Source organism: Streptomyces sp. S.PNR 29, assembly GCF_030386795.1.
Taxonomy (GTDB): Bacteria; Actinomycetota; Actinomycetes; order Streptomycetales; family Streptomycetaceae; genus Streptomyces.
Window position 1 is genome coordinate 88,170 of the sequence record NZ_JANUQM010000011.1, and the last position, 17,503, is coordinate 105,672.

Sequence of the window (17,503 nt, forward strand, 5' to 3'; positions counted from 1 at the left end):
TTGCCGTCGTTGACGGCGGTGACGCTCTCCCAGGGGGAGGTGTACGACGCCGACGCCGTGGCGGACGTCGCCAGGCGGACCTTCTCCTTTGTGTTCGGCACGGCCGACTCCGGCGTCCCCAACCGCGCGCGAGACGACGGCCTGACCTTCCTCGACGTGCTCTGGGAGCAGGCACCCTTCGCGAGCTCCGGCCGGTTCGTCAGGGCCGTCCGCACCCTCGCCGACACCTGGCTGTCCGCGGGGCTCTTCACCCGCACCGAGCGGGACGCCGTCGTCGCGGCCGCGGCCGGGGCGGACCTGAGGCGCTGAGGGACACCGGCAGCCAGGCCGGGCCGGGCCGGTCTGGCTGCCGTTCCGTCAGGTACCGATCCTCGCCGCGATGACCGGGGCGAGACGGTCGGCGATGACACGGTGGCCCCGGTCGTTGGGGTGGACCGAGTCCGTCAGGTCGCCGGAACCCAGCCAGCCGGTGGTGTCGACGAAGGAGACCCGCGCGTCACCGCCGGCGACGGCCGCCCGGACGGCTGCCTCGGTCTGCGGGACGAACCGCCCTCGGAAGGTCTCCAGCGCGAAGATCCAGGCCTGCGGATAGGCGGCGCGGACCTTGCGCAGCAGGCTTGAGTACGCCGCCTGGAACTGCGTGGTACTGACCCCGTGGCCGACGTCGTTGGTGCCGAGGTTGATGACGACCGCGTCGGCTTTGTACCGGGAGAAGTCCCAGCCGGGCGTGGGCGCGTTCGGGTTGAGCTTGGTGAACTGCTGCTCCAGCCCCACGCATCCGTCCGCCGCGGCGACCAGACAGGCGCCGCCCTGGGCGATCTGGGTGTGCTCGGTGCCGAGCCGTTCGCCGATCAGCCAGCCGTACGCGGTGCGGGCGTTCTGCGAGGTCGTCGTCCCCACCGTGATCGAGTCGCCGACGAACTCGATCAGCTTGCCGGGGGCCGGTGGTGCGAACGTCGTGGCGCCGCTGTCGAGGACCAGTCCCTGGAAGACCGCGTCGCCCCGGTACGAGCCGGCGACCACCTGGTAGTTGACCTGGAGGGTGTGCCGGCCGGCCGCCAGCGCCGTCGGGGTGAGGTTCACCGTCCCCTTGACGTCGTCGTAGAACTTCACCGGCCCGTCGTCGATCCGCGCCCAGAAGTCGATCGTGCCCCGCTGCTTGAGCTGGACGGTCCGGCCGGTGAAGCCGACCCGGTAGTACGCACCCGCCCAGTACGGGGTGTAGGCGGTGGGGGAGCTCTGGGTGTCCCAGCGGCCGACGAACTTGATGTTGGGGTCGCCGGGCTGCCCGGGAGCGGCTGCCCGTGCGGAGGCCGGGGTGCCGAGGCGGGCGCCGAGGACGGGGGCGAGGCGGTTCGCGAACTTGGTGTGGCCCGCCTCGTTGGGGTGTCCGTTGCCGTCCTCGTAGTCGGTGCCGTCGGTGAGCCAGCCCGTGGTGTCGACGTAGTGCACCCTGGCGTCACCGGCGGCGTTGCGTGCGCCGACGGCCGCCTTGGTCTCGGTGACGTAGCGCTTCTTCAGCGTCTGCACCGCGAAGAGGTGCGCGTTCGGGTACGTGGCGCGCAGATCGCTCAGGAACTTGGTGTACGCCGACCGGAACTGCGCGGAACTCACCCCGTGGCCGATGTCGTTGGTGCCGAGGTTGATTACGACGGCGTCCGCCCGGTAGCGGGAGAAGTCCCAGCCCTGGCCACCCGTGCTCGCCGCCTTGAAGAACTGGGTGCTCAGACCCGTGCAGCCGGACTGGGCGACAAGGCAGTAGCCGGAGCGGGCGATCTGGGTGTGGCGCATACCCAGCTGCTCGCCCGTCTTCCAGGCGTACGAGTCGAGCGCCAGCCGGTCGGTGAGGGCACCGGCGGTGATGGAGTCGCCGACGAACTCGACCAGCCGGGACGGCATGTTCGGGGCGACCGTGCGCGCACCGGCGTCCAGCACCAGGCCCTGGAAGACGGTGTCGCCCGAGCGGTAGGAGATCCGCAGGGTGTGGGTGCCGGGGGACAGGGGCCGCGGCGTGAGGTTCACCGTGCCGCGCACGCCGGCGTGGAAGACGTCGGGGCCGCCGTCGATGCTCACGTACAGGTTGACCGCGTCTCGGGCCTTCACCTTCACCGTGGTCCCGGTGAAGGCCGTCTGCAGATACGCGCCGGTCCAGCCGGGCACCGCCGCGGTGCCGGAACCGGTGTCCCAGCGTCCGACGTACACGATGTTGGGATCGGACACCGAGCCGTCACCCGCGGCGGCCCGCGCCGGGGAGTGGCCCGTCAAGGAGAGCAGGCAGGCGACGAGAACGGCGGTGAGCACGGCCGGCAGCGTGCGTCTGGCGCGGAGCGAGGGCGCGTCGTGGGGGGTGGTCTGCACGGGAATCCCTTTCGGGTGAGGGCTGGGAGCGCTCCCATAGGCAGCCTTTCGAGAGAAGCAATGAAACGGTTCAGCGTCAAGCGGCGGCGCGAGGCGGGGACGCCGCGGAAAGGCACCACCCCGCCTCCGCCCAGCACCTCACCGGGTGTCGACGATGCCGCCCGTCACGGCGATCACCTCGCCGACCGTGTAGCTGGAGTCGGCGTCGGAAGCGAGGTAGACGTACGTCGGCGCGATCTCCTCCGGCTGGGCCGCACGCTGCAGCGGTGCCTCGCTGCCGATATGGGCCAGGCCGTCCGGGGGCATGTTCTGGTCCGCCTCGTTGAGCGGCGTCCAAGTGGGGCCGGGGGCCACCACGTTGGCGCGCACACCCCGCTGGGCGAGGTGCACGGCGACGGACTTGGTCAGGGTGATCAGCGCGGCCTTGGACGCCGCGTAGTCGATCATCGTCGTGCTGCCTTTGAGGGCTTCCTCCGTCGCCGTGGCGATGACCGCGTCCCCCGGCCGGAGGTGGGGCAGCGCTGCCATGAGCAGATGGAAGTAGGCGTACACGTTGGTCTTGAACGTGCGGTCGAAGTCCTCGGCGGTCAGCTGCTCCAGCTCCAGCTTGCTGTTGAGGTAGGCGGCGTTGCTCACCAGGATGTTCAGTCCGCCGAGTTCGGCCACCGTCCGCTCCACGGCCTCGCGGCAGAACGCCTCGTCCGTCAGGTGCCCCGGCAGCAGCAGGCAACGTCGCCCCTGCTCCTCCACCTCGCGCCGCACCTGCTCCGCGTCCACCTGCTCGTCCGGCAGATGGACGATCGCGACGTCGGCACCCTCCCTCGCGTACAGCAGGGCGACGGCCCGTCCGATGCCGGAATCCCCGCCGGTGATCAGCGCGACCTTGTCCCGGAGCTTGCCGCAGGCGCGGTACCGGTCCGCCCGGTAGCGCGGCGGGGTGCGCATGTCGGCCTCCAGGCCGGGCCGCTGCTGCTTCTGGGAGTCGTAGGGCGGGTCGGGCTCGGAGACGACCTGGGGTGCGGACTGTTCGTGCTCGGGCTGTTCGCGTTCGGGCTGCAAGGCTTTCCTTTCGCCGATGCCGTTTACGGCGGGCCGCGTCTGCGTGTGACCACGCCGTGCTGTCCCGCAACGCGTGCCCTGTCCGGCGGGGGACAAGCAAACCGGTTCACGGGAACTCGACGCCGACTCGGGCCGACTACCTGGTCACCGGTGCCCCTGTGGGGCGTGTTTCGGGAGAGGGAGTCGGACATGACAGGCATGGACCGTGATCGCCGCCGGTTGCTCCGGGGCGTTGTGGCAGGCGGGCTGGGTGCGGGCCTGGTGGCAGGCGGAGGCGTGCCGGCGGCACGGGCCGCGCAGGCGGGGCGGGCGGAGGACGCCGGTGCCCGGGAGCCCGACGGGGGCACGACACGCGTCGCGGTGCTGCTGTACGACGGCTTCACCGCGCTCGACGCGGTCGGGCCGTACGAGGTGCTGTGCCGGGTTCCGGGGGTGACGGTGACCACCGTGGCCGAGAGGTCCGGGCGGATCCGCACCGACACCGGCGAGTTGGGGCTGGTGGCGGAGCGTTCGCTGGCCGACGTGACCGAGGCGGAGGTGCTCCTCGTACCCGGTGGTGGCGAGCGCGGCGTCACGACGACGATGGCCGACCGCGTGGTCCTCGACTGGATCCGGCACATCCACCGCCGGTCGGTGTGGACCACGTCCGTGTGCACGGGATCGCTGATCCTGGGCGCGGCCGGGCTGCTGCGCGGGCTGCCCGCCACCACGTACTGGGCCTCCCGCTCCTATCTGGCGGAGGTCGGCGCCGTCTACACCCCCGGACGCTTCGTCGAGGCCGGGAAGGTCATCACGGCCGCCGGTGTCTCGGCAGGCATCGACGTGGGTCTGCACCTCGCCGCGCGGCTGGCCGGCGAACAGGTGGGCCAGGCCATGCAGCTCGCCGTCGAGTACGACCCCGACCCGCCGTTCGACACCGGCAGCCCCGAGAAGGCGACCCCCGAACTCCAGCGGCTGGCGTTGCGGTTGATCGACGACGCGGCCGTGTGACGTACTGCCGTTCGCCTACCAGTGCAGGGGGAGCGTGGTGAGGTGGGTCTTGAGCAGGCCGGAGATGATGCGGTGGTCGTTGAGGGAGGGGTGCCAGTCGCAGCCGAGGCGGTCCAGGCGGGGATCGTCGTAGTACCAGTAGCGGACCCGGCTGTCGCCCCGCCGGTTGCGTTCCTGGACGATGCGCTGGGCCGTCTCGGGGAACACGGGGGCGTTGTAGACGTGGGTGGCGCTGACCACGAGGAAGGTCCTGGGGCCGTACCGGGCGCGCAGCTTGTCCAGGAAGCCGTGGTAGGCGGCCTCGTAGGCGGTGGCCAACTCCTCCTGGCCGGCCCACGGCTCGCCCGGGTTGGGCGGTGTCGAGAAGTCGTTGATGCCCAGGCCGATCACGACGACCTGAGGCCGCCAGGTGGCCGGTTTTCGCCAGACGTCGCCGTCGACGTTCAGCAGTGCCCGGTCGTAGTACGTGCGGAAGTCCGTACCGGGGCTGCTGCCGTTGTAGTTGCGGACCATGCCACGGCCGGAGAACGCGTTGACCTGGTAGTCGGCGCCCAGGCTACGGGCGGTGAGGGCGCCGAAGGCGAGGTCGGCGTTGCTGTTGCGGTTGACTCCTCCGTTGCCCGAACAGTCGCGCAGGGTGGAGAGGTTGCCGTAGCCCGCGGTGAAGGAGTCGCCGATGAACTCGATCTGTCTGCTCCGTGCCGGGGGCCTGGCGAGGATCGTGCCTCCAGGGGCGGCGACGAACCCGCCGAACCGGCCCGTGGCCCACGGGCTCTCCGTGCGCTTGACGAGCCGCACGCGGTGCTCGGTGCCGGGCAGGCCGTCGATCCAGGAGGTGGTCCGGCCCGGGGTCACCAGGGAGGCGACGGTGGTTCCGTCGATCTGGACGTCGTAGTCGTTGTCGGCGTCGTCGAGGACGATGCCGACACCGGTGCCGCGGAACCGCCCCTCGAAGGAGATGCCGGGCCACGTGTACTGCACGAATCCGTCGTCGGCGTACCTGACCCGGCCCACCGTGTGGAACCGGGCCCGTGCGGTGGATGCCTGCGAGGGTGCGGCGACGGCACCGACGAGGCCCGCGGCGGCGGCCGCGACCAACGTCCTTCGGGACAAACGGCGATGCGTCTGCATGGGGCCATCCTTTGCCAGAGGACTCGGCCTGCTGGGAGCGCTCCCACAGGTCTCCCGAATGTGACCGCTGCTCAAGTCTCCGTCAAGCCCTTGTGAAAGCCGTCCGGAGCGAACCGGCGGTGGTGACAGGGGCCGAGACGCATGACTGTAATTGCACTTTCAATCGATCTCCGCAGGGTGTCAGGATCGCGTCGCGAGCGCGCCCCACCGTTCTCGAAAGGCACCCGCATGCGCAGCAGACCCGTCATGCTCCTGGCCGGCGCCACGGCCTTCGTGTGCGCGACCGCGTCACCGGCACACGCCACCGTCCAGCCCGGCATCACCTACTCAGGCGAGGGCACCTTCTACGGCGCGACCGGCGTCGGCAACTGCCTCTACGACGCCACCGCCGACATCGGCATCGCGGCCCTGAACCACACCGACTACGAGAACTCCCGGATGTGCGGGGCGTACCTCCACGTCAAGGGCCCCCGGGGGGAGATCACGGTGAAGATCGTCGACCGGTGCCCGGAGTGCCGCCCCGGGGACATCGACCTCGGTGAACGTGCCTTCGCCCGCATCGCCGACCCCGTGGCAGGCCGTGTGCCGATCACCTGGAAGCTGGTGAGCCCGGACATCAGCGGCCCCGTCACCTACCGCTACAAGGAGGGCTCCTCGCAGTGGTGGTGCGGCATCCAGGTCCGCAACCACCGCAACCCCGTCGCCACCCTGGAAGTCCGCACCGGCTCGACATGGCGTCAACTGCCGCGCCAGGAGTACAACTACTTCGTCTCGGCGGACGGCACCGGCTGCGGTTCCGACATCCGCGTCACGGACATCCACGGCCAGTCACTCACCGACACCGGCATCGCCATCACCCCGAACGTCGACCAGCCAGGCCGGGCCCAGTTCGCCAAACGCTGACGCGGGGAGCCCTGCCCGGCACCGGTGTCGGGGCTTTGTGCAATCCTGGCACGCGCTTTGCCGGTCATGCGTTGTCCGCCCCGGTCCTCGCGCCTGGGTCGTGTCCGCAGAGTCCCATCCGGTTCGGCACCACCGGCACTCAGGCCCCGAGCACCGCGTCGGCCGGCACCGGGCAGCCCTGAACGATTTCCCCCTGTCCGCGCGGTGCTGCTCAGGCCCGCAGCGGGTTGGCGCGTGCCGCGGCCAGCAGGTACCAGGCGGTGGCGCCGGTGTGCCGGTACGGGTAGTAGCCGAATCCGAAACCGGTGTCCAGCGGACTGCTCGCCGAGACGACTCCGCAGTGCGCGGCCGGCGCTTTGCCTCCGATGGTCTGGCCGTCGCCGAGCAGCTCCTGTGCCCGCTCGATGGAGGAGATCAGCCGGCGGGCGCGTGCCTCGTCTCCGGGGGCGTGCCGGTCGCGCAGGGCGAGCGCCAGGTGGGCCGTTCCCTCGAACCACACGCCGTTGCGGTCGGGCCTGGGCTGACCGTCGGCGATCGGGGCGTCCTCGTTCGCCAGGAGGGAGGCGGAGCTGAAGGTGACCCCTTCGTAGGACTGGCCCACGGGCACCGTGCTGTTGCGCCGTTCGGCCGTGTCCAGTACGGCGAGTTCGGCCGCGGCCCAGTCCAGCGACCGGGCATGGGCGGGGGAGGCGAGGGCGAGATGGGTCCAGGTCTGGGTGTCCTCGGGGACCGGGGATCTGTTGATCGTCACGCCGTCGTCGGTGCCGGTGTAGAAGAAGCCTCCGGACGGTTCCCACATCGTCTTGACGAAGGCTTCGGCACGCGCGCGCCGCTCCCGCCACACCCGGTCCCCGGTGAGCCGGGCGAGCCGGCCGAAGAGGCCGATCAGGTCGGTGTTGTGCTCGGTCGAGGTGAACGGAAGTTTCTCGTTCGCCCCGTTGACCCCGAACTTGTAGCCGCCGAGGGGCTCGTCCGTACGGCCGACCCGCTCGATCCACTCGCCGATCCGTACGGCGCCGGTGAGAAAGCGGCGCTGACCTGTGCGGTGGGCGAGTGCGCACAGCGCGATGCCGGCCCAGGCCATGTCGCCCACGGCCGTGCCGGTGAAGCCGAACTGGGTGCCGATGTTGGCCGTGCCGTCCGCTCGGACGAAGCCCTCGGGCTGCGGTGAACCGTCGTAGAAGGTGTACGGCCCGACGTTGTAGGCCTGACGCAGCCTGCCGTCGTCGTACGCGGGGTCGTGGGCCTGGGCGTACAGGAGTGCTTCGCCGAGTGCCACGGCCCGGGACCGGCCGCCCTCGGTGCGGGAGGCGAGGTGGGCGAGGACCGCGAGGGCGTTGTCGTAGGTGAACGCCGTGCTGAACAGGCCGGCCTGGTCGGTGTAGCTCTGGGCCAGCCGGAGGGTGCCGTGATCCGGGTAGGCGTCCATGGCGGCGGCGAGGAAGGCGTACGCCCTGCGCTGGGGCGGGGCTGTGGCGGCGGACGGGCGTCCCGCCGCCAGGGCCGCTCCGGAGCCGCCCGCGGTGAGGACCGCCGCGCCGAGGCCGGCCCCGATGAGCGTACGGCGGCTGAGTCCCGGGCCTTGGCCGGCGGTCATGGGTCTCCTCGGATGTGGCGGGGTGGCGGCGTGGGCGTGGCGCGCTTGAGAGCGCTCTCACGAGTGCGCGCTCATTCTGCTGTTGCGTCAGGTCAGGGTCAACGGCCCTGGCACCCACACCTGTTGACCCGCTCGGGGCCGCCGTGGCGTCAGGACCGCCGGATCGCTGCGATGTCGAACTCCAGCGCCACCTTGTCGCTGATCAGGCCCCCGCCCCCACTGACACCCCAGTCCTTGCGATGGACCGTCGCCCTGCCCGTGAAAGCGACCCGGAAGGTGCCCTGCCGGTCCTTCTCGGCGCCGGTCAGCCGGACGTCCACGACGACCGGCTTGGTCACACCGCGGACGGTCAGGTCACCGGTGACCTTGAAGCCGGTCTCCTCGGCCTGCTCCACGCGGGTCGAGGTGAAGGTGATGGCCGGATGGCCGTCGGTGCCCAGGAAGTCGTTGCCGCGCAGATGGTCGTCGCGCTTCCGGTTGCGGGTCCGGACGCTCCTCGCCCGGATCGTGAGCCGGGCGGTGGACATCGACGGGGCGTCGCCGTCCAGGTGCGCGCTGCCCTCGAACTCGTCGAACTGCCCGCGCACCTTGGTGACCATCGCGGCCCGCGCGGCGAAGCCGATGCGCGTGCGGGCCGTGTCGAGGACGTAGTCGCCGGTCAGTTCGCCGACGTCGGCCGTGGTCGTCATGGTTGCTCGCTCCTGGAGGGAAGAGATGTGGTCGGTCCACCGCGGCGCGACGTTTCGCGTCCGCGTGGTGTCGGTTCCAGCGGGTACGACGGCACAGCCCCGCGGAATGTGAGGCGACGCCCCGGCCTCACACTTCGGTGGGCTGTGTCGTCGAAGGGGCGAGGACACAAGTGACCAAGGGAGTCGTCCACACCATGACCACCCCGACCGGGCCGGGAGACGACCGGCTCGACCCGAGCCTGAGCGCGATCATGAGCGAGCGGCATCAGCTGATCAACCTCGGGTACCGGCTCCTCGGCTCGCTGGCCGAGGCCGAGGACGTCGTACAGGAGACCTACGCCCGCTGGTACGCCATGTCACCACAGCAGCGGGCAGGCATCGCGTCCCCCGGTGGCTGGCTGACGACGGTCGCCAGCCGCCTCTGCCTCGACCTGCTCGGCTCGGCACGGGCCCGACGGGAGCGCTATGTGGGCCCGTGGATCCCGGAGCCGCTGCCCGGCGGTACGGAGTGGATCAGCGGGGCAGGGGGCGACAGCACGGCCGACCCCGCCGACCGGGTCACCCTCGACGAGTCGGTCAACATGGCCTTCCTCGTCGTGCTCGAATCGATGACTCCGGCCCAGCGGGTCACGTTCATCCTGCACGATGTCTTCCGCTACTCCTTCGCCGAAGTGGCCGAGATCGTCGGCCGTTCGCCGGCGGCCTGCCGCCAGCTGGCCTCATCGGCCCGCCGCCGCGTGCGCGCCTCGGGGTCCCACGTGACTCCGGCGGCCCAGCGCGCCGACATCGTCAGACGCTTCAAGCAGGCCTGGGAGGCCAAGGACATCGAGGCCCTCATCGGCCTGCTGGCTCCTGACGCCACGGCGACCGGTGACGGCGGCGGTATCGTCCCGGCCTCTCTCCACCCGGTGCAGGGCGCTGAGCAGGTCGCGTGCTTCTTCGCCGAGCGGGCCAGGGCGGTACCCGAGGTGACGGTCCTGGAGTGCACGGTCAACGGCCGGCCCGGTCTCATGGCTCGGCTGGAGGACGTCACCGTGTCGGTGCTGGCGTTCGACGTCGCAGGCGACCGGATCATGCGGATCTGGGCGGTTCTCAACCCCGACAAGCTCCGGCCGTGGCGGGCGGACTGACATGTGCCCGCGCACCACCGGTCCCGGAGACCACGGTCTGCCGCAACAGACTCAGGCCGTGCCGTTCCAGTCGTACGGCCCGCCGCCGCGCCACTCGATCAGCTCGGGATCGTCGACGGCCCGGTCCTCGGCGGGCAGACCCGCCTGGTGCAGGAAGTCCAGCACGTCGAAGAGGCTGTAGGCGGTACCCACGCGTTCACCATGGATCGTCACCCTCCGGCCGCCATCAGCCGCCGGAGGCAGCACCACCACAGGAGGCCGCGTGTCCATGGCACCACCATGCCCTCGTGGCGGCCGAATCGCAGCTTGACCGCCGTCCCGGTCCCTCGTTTGCCGGAACCCCCAGGTCAGGCGTCTGCGGGGCGCGGACGCTGAAGATCGCGGATCGGTCCGGTTACCGTGTCGGGTGATGCGAACGAGGGAGAACGGCCCGCAGGACTACACGGACGCCTTTCTTCGGGCAGCTCGCCCTGCCGTCCAGGACCTGTGCGAGGAGCGACGCGGCGCCGCGTTCGACTCGCTCACGCCTGAGGACCTGGCGGACGCCACGGGTGGCCTGGTCGTCGGCGCCACGGCGGTGGTGTTCTTCCGGGGCCACGGCTGCGTCTTCCGCCGGGGCATCTGGCCCCCGGTCCATCCCGCCGCCACCCGGGCCGCTCTCTACGCGACCGTCCTGGAGGAGCGACTGCTGACGGGGGTGGCCCCACGGGCCGACGGAACGATCTCGACGATCGACCTGTGATAACGCTCGGCGAGCGTCGGCGCCCCCGGCCCGGCCGTACGGAGGACGCACGGCGGTTCTTCGGCGGAGCGGGCCCACGCCGGGCTGCTCGCCCTGCGGCAGCACGCCGACCCGGGCGGCCACGCGCGCGAAAATGCGATGGCATGCGCGGCGTACGGGTCGCTAGCGTCGCGGGCATGCCTCACGAGGATCCGCTGGCCTACGCGCTGGGCCTTGAAGGCCTCGCCCTGATGCGGGCGTTCACCGGAGAGTACGACCGGGACTTCGTCCAGGCGCGTATCGACGAGATCAGACGCCTGCTGGACGATGTGTCGCTGGCGGCCGCGGCCGTGGACGTGGCCCGTGTGGACACGGTCGAGGGATACGGCGTCTGGGCCGAGACGTACGACGGACCCAACCCGGCCTTCGACTTCGACGGCCCCCTGGTCAGGGAGATCGCCGGCGCCCTGCCGCCCGGTGTCGTCCTGGACGCCGCCTGCGGCACCGGCAGGATCGCGGCCTCGCTGGCCGGGTACGGTCACCGGGTCCTGGGCGTGGACAGCTCACCCGACATGCTCGCACATGCCCGCCGACGGGTCCCGGAGGGGAACTTCGTGCTCGGCGACCTGCGCGAGCTGCCCGTGGACGACGACGCCGTGGATCTGGTCGTCTGCTCGCTGGCACTGACCCACACGCCCCGACTCGGCCCCGTCGTCGCCGAGTTCGCCAGGGTGCTGCGCCCCGGCGGGCACCTGCTGATCGCCGACCTCCATCCGGAGCGGTTGGCGCGGGGCATCGTGCCCCCGGTGCGGCGACCGGACGGGACGCCGGGGCGCCTGGCCGGCTACTGCCACCGCACGGGGGACTACCTGCGCGCCGCGCTGTCGGCGGGGCTGCGGCTACGGCGCTGTGAGGAGCCGGGGTCGCCGGCCGTGGGGGAGTCCGAGTCCGAGGAGACGGCGCGTGCGGAGGGACCGGGCCCCTGGGACGTCTGGCCGTGGTCCCTGGAGGCCTTGGTGCCCGAGGCGGCACGAGCGGCGAACGCAGGCGTTCCGGCGATGATCCTCTGGCACTTCCAGCTCGCTGAGCACGGCGCCGGCTGAGCGTTCCCGCACCCCCGGGAAAACCCGGTGACCGCACCCCCGCACCTCACGACAATGGAGCGCCACGGCGCCGGTTCGACGACGGGCGGCATCCGCAGCCGCGCCCGCGCGTCCGCGCCGTCGCCGCGCGCTTCGCCGCCGTGGCCCAGAACCCGTACCAGGAAGGCGGCCGACCGTGACCCTCCCCAACCTGCTGCTCTCCGGCATCGTCGGCTCCACCGCGTACGGACTCGCCCGTGAGGGCTCCGACGTGGACCGCCTCGGCCTGTTCGCCGCGCCCACCGAGGACCTGCACGGGCTGCGCCGCCCGAAGGAGTCCCAGGTGACCACGGCACCGGACCGCACCCTGCACGAGGCCGCCAAGTGGTGCCGGCTCGCGCTGGGCGGCAACCCGACCGTCATGGAGCTGGTGTGGCTGCCGGACGAGCTGTACGAGGTGCGCACACCGCTCGGGGAGGACCTGATCGGCCTCCGGTCGTCACTGCTGTGCGCGCCCCGCGTGCGGGACGCCTACCTCGGCTACGCAACCCAGCAGTTCCGCCGCCTCGAAGCCCGCGGCGACGGCTCGTTCTCGGCGGACACCCGCAGGCGCACCGCCAAGCACGCCCGGCACCTGAAGCGGCTGTGCCACCAGGGCCTGGAGCTGTACGCCACGGGCCGGTTGACGGTACGGGTCGAGGACCCCGACGGATACCACGAGTTCGGTGAGCGCGTCGCCGCCGACGCCTCGGCCGCGCGCTCGCTGCTCCGGGAGTACGAGACCGCCTTCGCCGAGACCCGCACCGTACTGCCCGACCGCCCCGACGAGGCGCCCGTCGAGGCGTGGCTGCGCCGGGTCCGCGCCCACTTCTACGAACGGGCAGCCACGGCCGCCGCAGCGCGTTGAGGCAGCGGTCGGCCTGGGCCTGCGGCAGGACGCCGAACGCGTGCCGTACCTGGCGGAAAACCGCTCGACCGGCCTGTACGGGGGTGCCTATGATCCACAGTGCGGCATCGCGTGCCGGTCACCGGCTGGGTGAGGCATGGAGGCGCCGCGGAGATGCCCGTGGAGGCATTCACCCGTGTCAGTCGAGTTCAACCACACCATCGTTCTCTCCCGTGACCGGGAGAAGTCCGCTCATTTCCTCGCGGAGATCCTGGGGCTTCAGGTCGGGGAACCGGCCGGGGTCTTCCTGCCGGTGACGACCGCCAACGGTGTCACGCTGGATTTCGCGACCATCGACGCCGACATCCCCATGCAGCACTACGCGTTCCTCGTGTCCGAGGACGAGTTCGACGAGATCCTCGACCGGCTCGTCACGGCCGGGATCCCCCTCCAGGCAGATCCGCACGGCCGCCAGCCGGGACGGATCAACCGCAACGACGGGGGGCGCGGCGTGTACTTCACCGACCCGGCCGGTCACGGCCTTGAGGTCATCACCCGCCCGTACGGCAGTGACCCGTCGTCACCGCTGAACGGCGTCACGGAAGACGTGCCCGGGGCTCGCTGAGCAGGGAGCCGAGCCGTCCCCGGCCACACCCCTCACCCCTTTGCAGGCTCCTGGTCAGCTGCCGGCGGGCGTGACGCCGAACATGAGGGTGTGGCGGGGGACGTCGTACTGCACCGTCTGGGTGTGTTCCAGCAGTTCCTTCAGGACGTCGGCGTCGTCGGCGTCGACGGTGAGGACTTCTTCCCCGGCGCCTTCGTCCAGGACCAGCTGCAGGGTAAAGGTGCCGGGCCGGCCGGGTTCTCCCGCGACCCAGCTGAACTGGTAGTGATTGACCTGCCGCACTTTGATGGCGGCGTCTGTGAGGGGCTGCTCGACCTTCGTCATCATTCCGTTCCTTCCGTACAGTGCGCCCACGGTCCCGGGAGGTGTCCGGTGGGCTTTGGGCTGCCGGACACCTCCGAAAGACCGCGAACCTACATGTCGCGCGGGGGTTCGTCCTCGACGCCCTCGGTCTCGATCTGCTCCTTGCGGACCCGGCCGCGCACCGTTTCCTCTTCGGTGCGCTCCTCGGCCGACAGGCGCACCCGCTCCACCGGTACTGTCTCGGTCTCCGTCACGGGGCGTTCTTCGTGCAGGACGACCTCGTGCTCGGCCTCGCTGATGTCGGGTCCGGCCATGGCGGCATCACGGTTGGCCTCCGTGATCGGCTCGCGTTCGACGCGAACCTCCTCACGGCGCACCGGAACCGTCTGCTGCACCTCCTCGGTGACGACATACTTGCGCAGCCTCGCACGCCCGGCCTCGCGGCGCTCGATGCCGACATGCATGCGCTCCTCCGAGCGCGTCATCGCGTCGTCGGTGCCGGTACCGGTGTCCGCGGCTGCGGGCATGCCGGTCGTCGGCTGGCTGGCCTGCTGCCAGGCCGCGTCCCAGTCGATGCCGTAGTGCTCGTACAGACGGTGTTCCTCCTCTTCGGACAGGTGCCCGCCGGCGTCGACGTCGACGTTGGGCGCGTCCTTGACCGCGTCCTTGGGATAGGGGACCTCCAGGTGGTCTTCCACGACGGAGGCGTCCTGGATCGGCACGAAGGACTCGCTGGTGCCGAACAGTCCGGTCCTGACGCTGACCCACTCGGGCTGACCGGTGGCGTCATCGAGAAAGACGTGCTTGGCATCGCCGATCTTGGAACCGTCGGCATCGTAGACAGGGTGGTCGAGCACGGTCGGTATCTGCTCGCGGGTGATCACTTATCTCACCCTTCTCTCTGTGTTCGTGTTCGCTCGCCCTGTACGACTCACCATGACATACAGGGCAAAACCGGATAAACCGGCATAAAAATAATCAATCGGGATTCGAGGTGTTCGGGTGCGGGCCGATATCGGCGCGCGGCGCAGGCCCTCGCGAGTCGGCCTGAATCCGCTTGTTCCGTCCAACCGCATCACCCTAAGGTGAGATCACTTCGACGAGACGTTCCCCAGAAGCACGCCGCAGAGCGGGAGCGTCCCACCTCGCTGAGGTGCAGGAGGGGCGGCAGCAGTCCTTGTCGACCCTTCCCTTCGGAGGTTCCTTCATGAACGTCGGTATCGGCCTGCCCATCGGCGATCCTGCCGCCCTGCTCACCTGGGCCCAGCGCGCCGACGCCGGGCCCTTCAGCACACTCGGCCTGCTCGACCGGCTCGTCCACCACAATCCGGAACCCCTGGTCGCACTCGCCGTCCTCGCGGGCGCGACCTCCCGCATCCGCGTCCAGACCGAGGTGCTGCTCGCCCCGCTGCGGGACACCGCCCTCCTCGCCAAGCAGGCCGCCACCTTGGACCGGATGACCGGCGGCCGTCTGGTCCTCGGTCTGGGCATCGGCGGCCGGGACGACGACCACCAGGTCACGGGCATCGACAAGCGCACCCGAGGCCGACGCCTCGACGAGCAGATGGCGGTCATGCGCCGCCTGTGGTCCGGCGAGCCGTACGGCGACGGCATCGGCCCGATCGGTCCGGCGCCCGCCCGGCCCGGCGGCCCCGAGGTGCTCTTCGGCGGCTTCAAGCCCGCCGCCATCGAACGCGTCGCGCGCTGGGGCGACGGTTTCCTCGCCGCCGCCCCGCCCTCCTGGGCAGGCGGCCTGTTCGACACCGCCCGCAGGTTCTGGAAGGAGTACGGCCGCGACGGCGAACCGCGCATCGTCGCGCAGGTCAACGTCGCGCTCGGCCCTGACGAGGTGGTCCACGACGCCCAGGCCAACATGTACGCGTACTACACCTTCACCGGCATGGCCGACCGGATGGTGGCCGGCATGCTCACCACGCCGACCGAGATCCGCGATGCGATCGCCGCCTTCTCCGACCTCGGCGCCGACGAGGTCATGCTCTACTGCTACGGAATCGACCCGCACCAGGTGGACCGCCTCGCCGACGTCCTGTGACGTCTGCGCGGGCACGCCAGGGTGGGGCCGAGTCCTTCGGCCCCACCCGGCCGGCCCACCCCTGAGGCGTCGTCACCTCAGCCTCGGCGGAGTCCAGTCGGCGTGCCGCAGGAGGGCGCGGACGGTGACTCCGGACGGGGTCAGCCGCAGAGCCGTGTTGCGTACGGCGACGGCCAGCGGGTGGGTCAGTTGCTGCCCCATCCGGCCGGCCTGCCGGGCGGCGCGGGCGACGGCCTGGCTGCGTGGCCTGCGTTCGGCGTCGTACCACGCGAGCGCCGAGGCGACGGTGGGCTCGGCGGCGAGCGCGGCGGCCAGGGTGACCGCGTCCTCCAGCGCCTGGCAGGCGCCCTGCCCGAGATGCGGGGTCATCGCGTGGGCGGCGTCGCCGAGCAGGACGATCCGGCCCGCGGTGAAGGCGGGCAGGGGCGTCACCAACTCGTGGATGTCGTGGTGCAGGACGTCCTCCGGCCGGGTGGCGTCCAGCAGCGCGGGGATGGGGTCGTGCCAGCCGCCGAACCGGCGGCGCAGCGCGGCGAGGGGGTCCGCGTGCCGCACCCCGGGCGGCGAGTTGAGCACCGCGTGCCATTCGGCCCGCCCGTCGGTGAACCCGATGTGGCCGAACTCCGCGCCGCTTCCCCAGGTCACCTCGAAGTCGGTACGCAGCCGGACCGGGTGCTCGGTGATGGCGCGCAGCACGGTCGACCCGCTGTAGACGGGACCGGGGTGGTCCGGGAACACCTGCCCGCGCAGCCGGCTGCCCACACCGTCGGCGGCCACGACCAGATCCGCCTCCAGGACGTCGTCACCGACCGCGACCCGTGGCCGGGCCGGCTCCGCGCGGTCCACGGACGTCACCTCGGAGCCGACGACCAGGCACTCGGGCGGCAGCGCCCCACGCAACAGGCGGTGCAGTACGGCTCGGGGGATGCCGACGATCGTCGTACCCAGCGTGCGTTCGAGCACGGCCCCGTCCATCCGGGCCAGCCGGCCGCCTCCGGGTGCTCGGGTGCCCCCGGTGTACTGGGGCCGGGCGGCCGCCCGCACCGCCTCGCCCACGCCGAGGACGTCCAGGGCGCGGATGCCGTTGGCGTGCAGGGAGATGCCCGCGCCCACATCCGCCAGGACGGGGGCGCGTTCGACGACCGTCACCTCCCAGCCGACCCGGCGCAGGCCGATCGCCGCGGCCAGCCCGCCGATTCCCCCGCCGACAACCACCGCACCGCTGCCCATGTCACCCCGCCACCAGTCTTCTACAGATGTAGAAGGAGAGCCTAGCCGACAGGTGTCCGAACCTCTACAGGTGTAGAAACAGGTGTAGAAAGAGGGCCGTGCCGAACGACCGACGTACCGTCCTCGCCGATGCCGCCATCGACGTGCTCGCCGAGACCGGGATGCGAGGGCTGACCCATCGGGCCGTGGACCGGGCGGCGAACCTGCCGCCCGGCACCACGTCCGCCTACTACCGCACCCGTCAGGCGCTGCTCACCGCCCTGGTCCGGCGTCTGGTGGCGCTCGACCAGGCGGAGCTGCAGGCGATCGGGGAACGGACGCCGGTGCCACGGGACGCCGAGGAACTGGTCGCCGGGATCGCCGCCTTCGTCGAGCGGAGGCTCACGGGAGAGGGCCGACGGCGCTCCCTCGCGCGCTACGCGTGCGCCGTCGAGAGCGTCCACCATCCCGAACTGCGCGAAATCCTCGTACCCCGCGAGAACGCGGCGCGGCAGGTCGTACAGGACTTCCTGGCCGCGCGGCGCCTCCCCGACGCCGAGGAACGCACCGTCACGTTGCTGGCCTGCGTGGACGGGCTGGTCTTCGACCGGCTGGTCGGCGGCGGAAGCGTGTCCGTGGAGGCGATCCGCGGGCTGGTGACGGCCGCACTGCTACGGCCGGCCCGACTGCGGATGTGAGCCGCCGTCACCGGCCGAGATGCGCCTGCTGCCCGGCGGACGTTTACTGACGCCACAGACGACGGACCC

The 17,503-nt window shown here is 71.3% G+C and carries 19 protein-coding genes; 10 read left to right on the forward strand and 9 right to left on the reverse strand.

Annotation, left to right across the window (positions count from 1 at the left end; all coding sequences use genetic code 11):
* Entirely contained in the window at positions 1-309 is a 309-nt protein-coding gene (locus NW895_RS27565; protein WP_289938857.1) for a hypothetical protein, read from the forward strand.
* A 48-nt stretch (positions 310-357) separates the two neighbouring features.
* Here the strand turns inward: NW895_RS27565 and NW895_RS27570 are convergent, their stop codons facing one another.
* A complete protein-coding gene (locus NW895_RS27570; protein ID WP_289938859.1) occupies positions 358-2,358 on the reverse strand; it encodes a GDSL-type esterase/lipase family protein in 2,001 nt (666 codons plus the stop codon).
* A gap of 138 nt (positions 2,359-2,496) precedes the next feature.
* A complete protein-coding gene (locus NW895_RS27575; RefSeq protein WP_289938860.1) occupies positions 2,497-3,417 on the reverse strand; it encodes an SDR family oxidoreductase in 921 nt (306 codons plus the stop codon).
* A gap of 198 nt (positions 3,418-3,615) precedes the next feature.
* Here NW895_RS27575 and NW895_RS27580 point away from each other — a divergent pair, with 198 nt between their 5' ends.
* Positions 3,616-4,407 (forward strand): DJ-1/PfpI family protein, encoded by a 792-nt coding sequence (locus NW895_RS27580; RefSeq protein ID WP_289939132.1) that lies wholly within the window; start codon positions 3,616-3,618, stop codon positions 4,405-4,407.
* A gap of 15 nt (positions 4,408-4,422) precedes the next feature.
* Here NW895_RS27580 and NW895_RS27585 read toward each other — a convergent pair whose 3' ends face one another.
* Positions 4,423-5,538 (reverse strand): SGNH/GDSL hydrolase family protein, encoded by a 1,116-nt coding sequence (locus NW895_RS27585; RefSeq protein WP_289938862.1) that lies wholly within the window; start codon positions 5,536-5,538, stop codon positions 4,423-4,425.
* A gap of 228 nt (positions 5,539-5,766) precedes the next feature.
* Here NW895_RS27585 and NW895_RS27590 point away from each other — a divergent pair, with 228 nt between their 5' ends.
* Positions 5,767-6,441, forward strand: a complete 675-nt coding sequence (locus NW895_RS27590; protein ID WP_289938863.1) for an expansin EXLX1 family cellulose-binding protein — start codon at positions 5,767-5,769, stop codon at positions 6,439-6,441.
* A gap of 211 nt (positions 6,442-6,652) precedes the next feature.
* Here the strand turns inward: NW895_RS27590 and NW895_RS27595 are convergent, their stop codons facing one another.
* Entirely contained in the window at positions 6,653-8,038 is a 1,386-nt protein-coding gene (locus NW895_RS27595; protein ID WP_289938864.1) for a Tat pathway signal sequence domain protein, read from the reverse strand.
* A 149-nt stretch (positions 8,039-8,187) separates the two neighbouring features.
* Positions 8,188-8,727, reverse strand: a complete 540-nt coding sequence (locus NW895_RS27600) for a YceI family protein (protein ID WP_289938867.1) — start codon at positions 8,725-8,727, stop codon at positions 8,188-8,190.
* 194 nt (positions 8,728-8,921) lie between these two features.
* Here NW895_RS27600 and sigJ point away from each other — a divergent pair, with 194 nt between their 5' ends.
* Positions 8,922-9,857: an RNA polymerase sigma factor SigJ gene (gene sigJ, locus NW895_RS27605; protein WP_289938870.1), complete on the forward strand. Its 936-nt coding sequence runs from the start codon at positions 8,922-8,924 to the stop codon at positions 9,855-9,857.
* Positions 9,858-9,908: 51 nt separating this feature from the next.
* On the opposite strand, the gene NW895_RS27610 is transcribed toward sigJ, so the two are convergent.
* Positions 9,909-10,127, reverse strand: coding sequence for a hypothetical protein (locus tag NW895_RS27610; RefSeq protein WP_289938872.1), 219 nt, complete (start codon positions 10,125-10,127; stop codon positions 9,909-9,911).
* Between the two features lie 139 nt (positions 10,128-10,266).
* Here NW895_RS27610 and NW895_RS27615 point away from each other — a divergent pair, with 139 nt between their 5' ends.
* The 4 genes from NW895_RS27615 to NW895_RS27630 all read left to right on the forward strand — a co-directional run bounded on the left by NW895_RS27615 (position 10,267) and on the right by NW895_RS27630 (position 13,171).
* Complete coding sequence (locus NW895_RS27615; protein ID WP_289938873.1) at positions 10,267-10,599, forward strand: hypothetical protein; 333 nt, start codon at positions 10,267-10,269, stop codon at positions 10,597-10,599.
* Positions 10,600-10,775: 176 nt separating this feature from the next.
* Positions 10,776-11,681 carry a class I SAM-dependent methyltransferase gene (locus NW895_RS27620; RefSeq protein WP_289938874.1) on the forward strand — a complete coding sequence of 302 codons (906 nt, stop codon included), beginning with the start codon at positions 10,776-10,778 and terminating at the stop codon, positions 11,679-11,681.
* Positions 11,682-11,856: 175 nt separating this feature from the next.
* Positions 11,857-12,567 carry a nucleotidyltransferase domain-containing protein gene (locus NW895_RS27625; protein WP_289938875.1) on the forward strand — a complete coding sequence of 237 codons (711 nt, stop codon included), beginning with the start codon at positions 11,857-11,859 and terminating at the stop codon, positions 12,565-12,567.
* Between the two features lie 175 nt (positions 12,568-12,742).
* Entirely contained in the window at positions 12,743-13,171 is a 429-nt protein-coding gene (locus tag NW895_RS27630; protein WP_289938876.1) for a VOC family protein, read from the forward strand.
* Positions 13,172-13,225: 54 nt separating this feature from the next.
* Here NW895_RS27630 and NW895_RS27635 read toward each other — a convergent pair whose 3' ends face one another.
* Positions 13,226-13,498 carry a hypothetical protein gene (locus NW895_RS27635; protein ID WP_289938878.1) on the reverse strand — a complete coding sequence of 91 codons (273 nt, stop codon included), beginning with the start codon at positions 13,496-13,498 and terminating at the stop codon, positions 13,226-13,228.
* A gap of 86 nt (positions 13,499-13,584) precedes the next feature.
* Entirely contained in the window at positions 13,585-14,358 is a 774-nt protein-coding gene (locus NW895_RS27640; protein WP_289938880.1) for a PRC and DUF2382 domain-containing protein, read from the reverse strand.
* 323 nt (positions 14,359-14,681) lie between these two features.
* On the opposite strand from NW895_RS27640, the gene NW895_RS27645 reads away from it, so the two are divergent.
* Complete coding sequence (locus NW895_RS27645) at positions 14,682-15,527, forward strand: LLM class flavin-dependent oxidoreductase (RefSeq protein ID WP_289938882.1); 846 nt, start codon at positions 14,682-14,684, stop codon at positions 15,525-15,527.
* 72 nt (positions 15,528-15,599) lie between these two features.
* On the opposite strand, the gene NW895_RS27650 is transcribed toward NW895_RS27645, so the two are convergent.
* The gene (locus NW895_RS27650) at positions 15,600-16,757 is read right to left on the reverse strand and encodes an FAD-dependent monooxygenase (protein ID WP_289938883.1); all 1,158 of its coding nucleotides are present in this window, start codon (positions 16,755-16,757) and stop codon (positions 15,600-15,602) included.
* Positions 16,758-16,855: 98 nt separating this feature from the next.
* Between NW895_RS27650 and NW895_RS27655 the strand changes: the two genes are divergently transcribed.
* Positions 16,856-17,434, forward strand: a complete 579-nt coding sequence (locus tag NW895_RS27655) for a TetR family transcriptional regulator C-terminal domain-containing protein (protein WP_289938885.1) — start codon at positions 16,856-16,858, stop codon at positions 17,432-17,434.
* The last annotated feature ends 69 nt before the right edge of the window (positions 17,435-17,503 follow it).

Excerpts from the sequence above, each read along its gene's own strand:
- NW895_RS27645 (WP_289938882.1), top strand. The coding sequence starts at position 14,682 with ATGAACGTCGGTATCGGCCTGCCCATCGGCGATCCTGCCGCCCTGCTC.
- NW895_RS27650 (WP_289938883.1), bottom strand. The coding sequence starts at position 16,757 with ATGGGCAGCGGTGCGGTGGTTGTCGGCGGGGGAATCGGCGGGCTGGCC.
- sigJ (WP_289938870.1), top strand. The coding sequence starts at position 8,922 with ATGACCACCCCGACCGGGCCGGGAGACGACCGGCTCGACCCGAGCCTG.
- NW895_RS27615 (WP_289938873.1), top strand. The coding sequence starts at position 10,267 with ATGCGAACGAGGGAGAACGGCCCGCAGGACTACACGGACGCCTTTCTT.
- NW895_RS27610 (WP_289938872.1), bottom strand. The coding sequence starts at position 10,127 with ATGGACACGCGGCCTCCTGTGGTGGTGCTGCCTCCGGCGGCTGATGGC.
- NW895_RS27595 (WP_289938864.1), bottom strand. The coding sequence starts at position 8,038 with ATGACCGCCGGCCAAGGCCCGGGACTCAGCCGCCGTACGCTCATCGGG.
- NW895_RS27635 (WP_289938878.1), bottom strand. The coding sequence starts at position 13,498 with ATGATGACGAAGGTCGAGCAGCCCCTCACAGACGCCGCCATCAAAGTG.
- NW895_RS27590 (WP_289938863.1), top strand. The coding sequence starts at position 5,767 with ATGCGCAGCAGACCCGTCATGCTCCTGGCCGGCGCCACGGCCTTCGTG.
- NW895_RS27585 (WP_289938862.1), bottom strand. The coding sequence starts at position 5,538 with ATGCAGACGCATCGCCGTTTGTCCCGAAGGACGTTGGTCGCGGCCGCC.
- NW895_RS27620 (WP_289938874.1), top strand. The coding sequence starts at position 10,776 with ATGCCTCACGAGGATCCGCTGGCCTACGCGCTGGGCCTTGAAGGCCTC.
- NW895_RS27600 (WP_289938867.1), bottom strand. The coding sequence starts at position 8,727 with ATGACGACCACGGCCGACGTCGGCGAACTGACCGGCGACTACGTCCTC.
- NW895_RS27580 (WP_289939132.1), top strand. The coding sequence starts at position 3,616 with ATGGACCGTGATCGCCGCCGGTTGCTCCGGGGCGTTGTGGCAGGCGGG.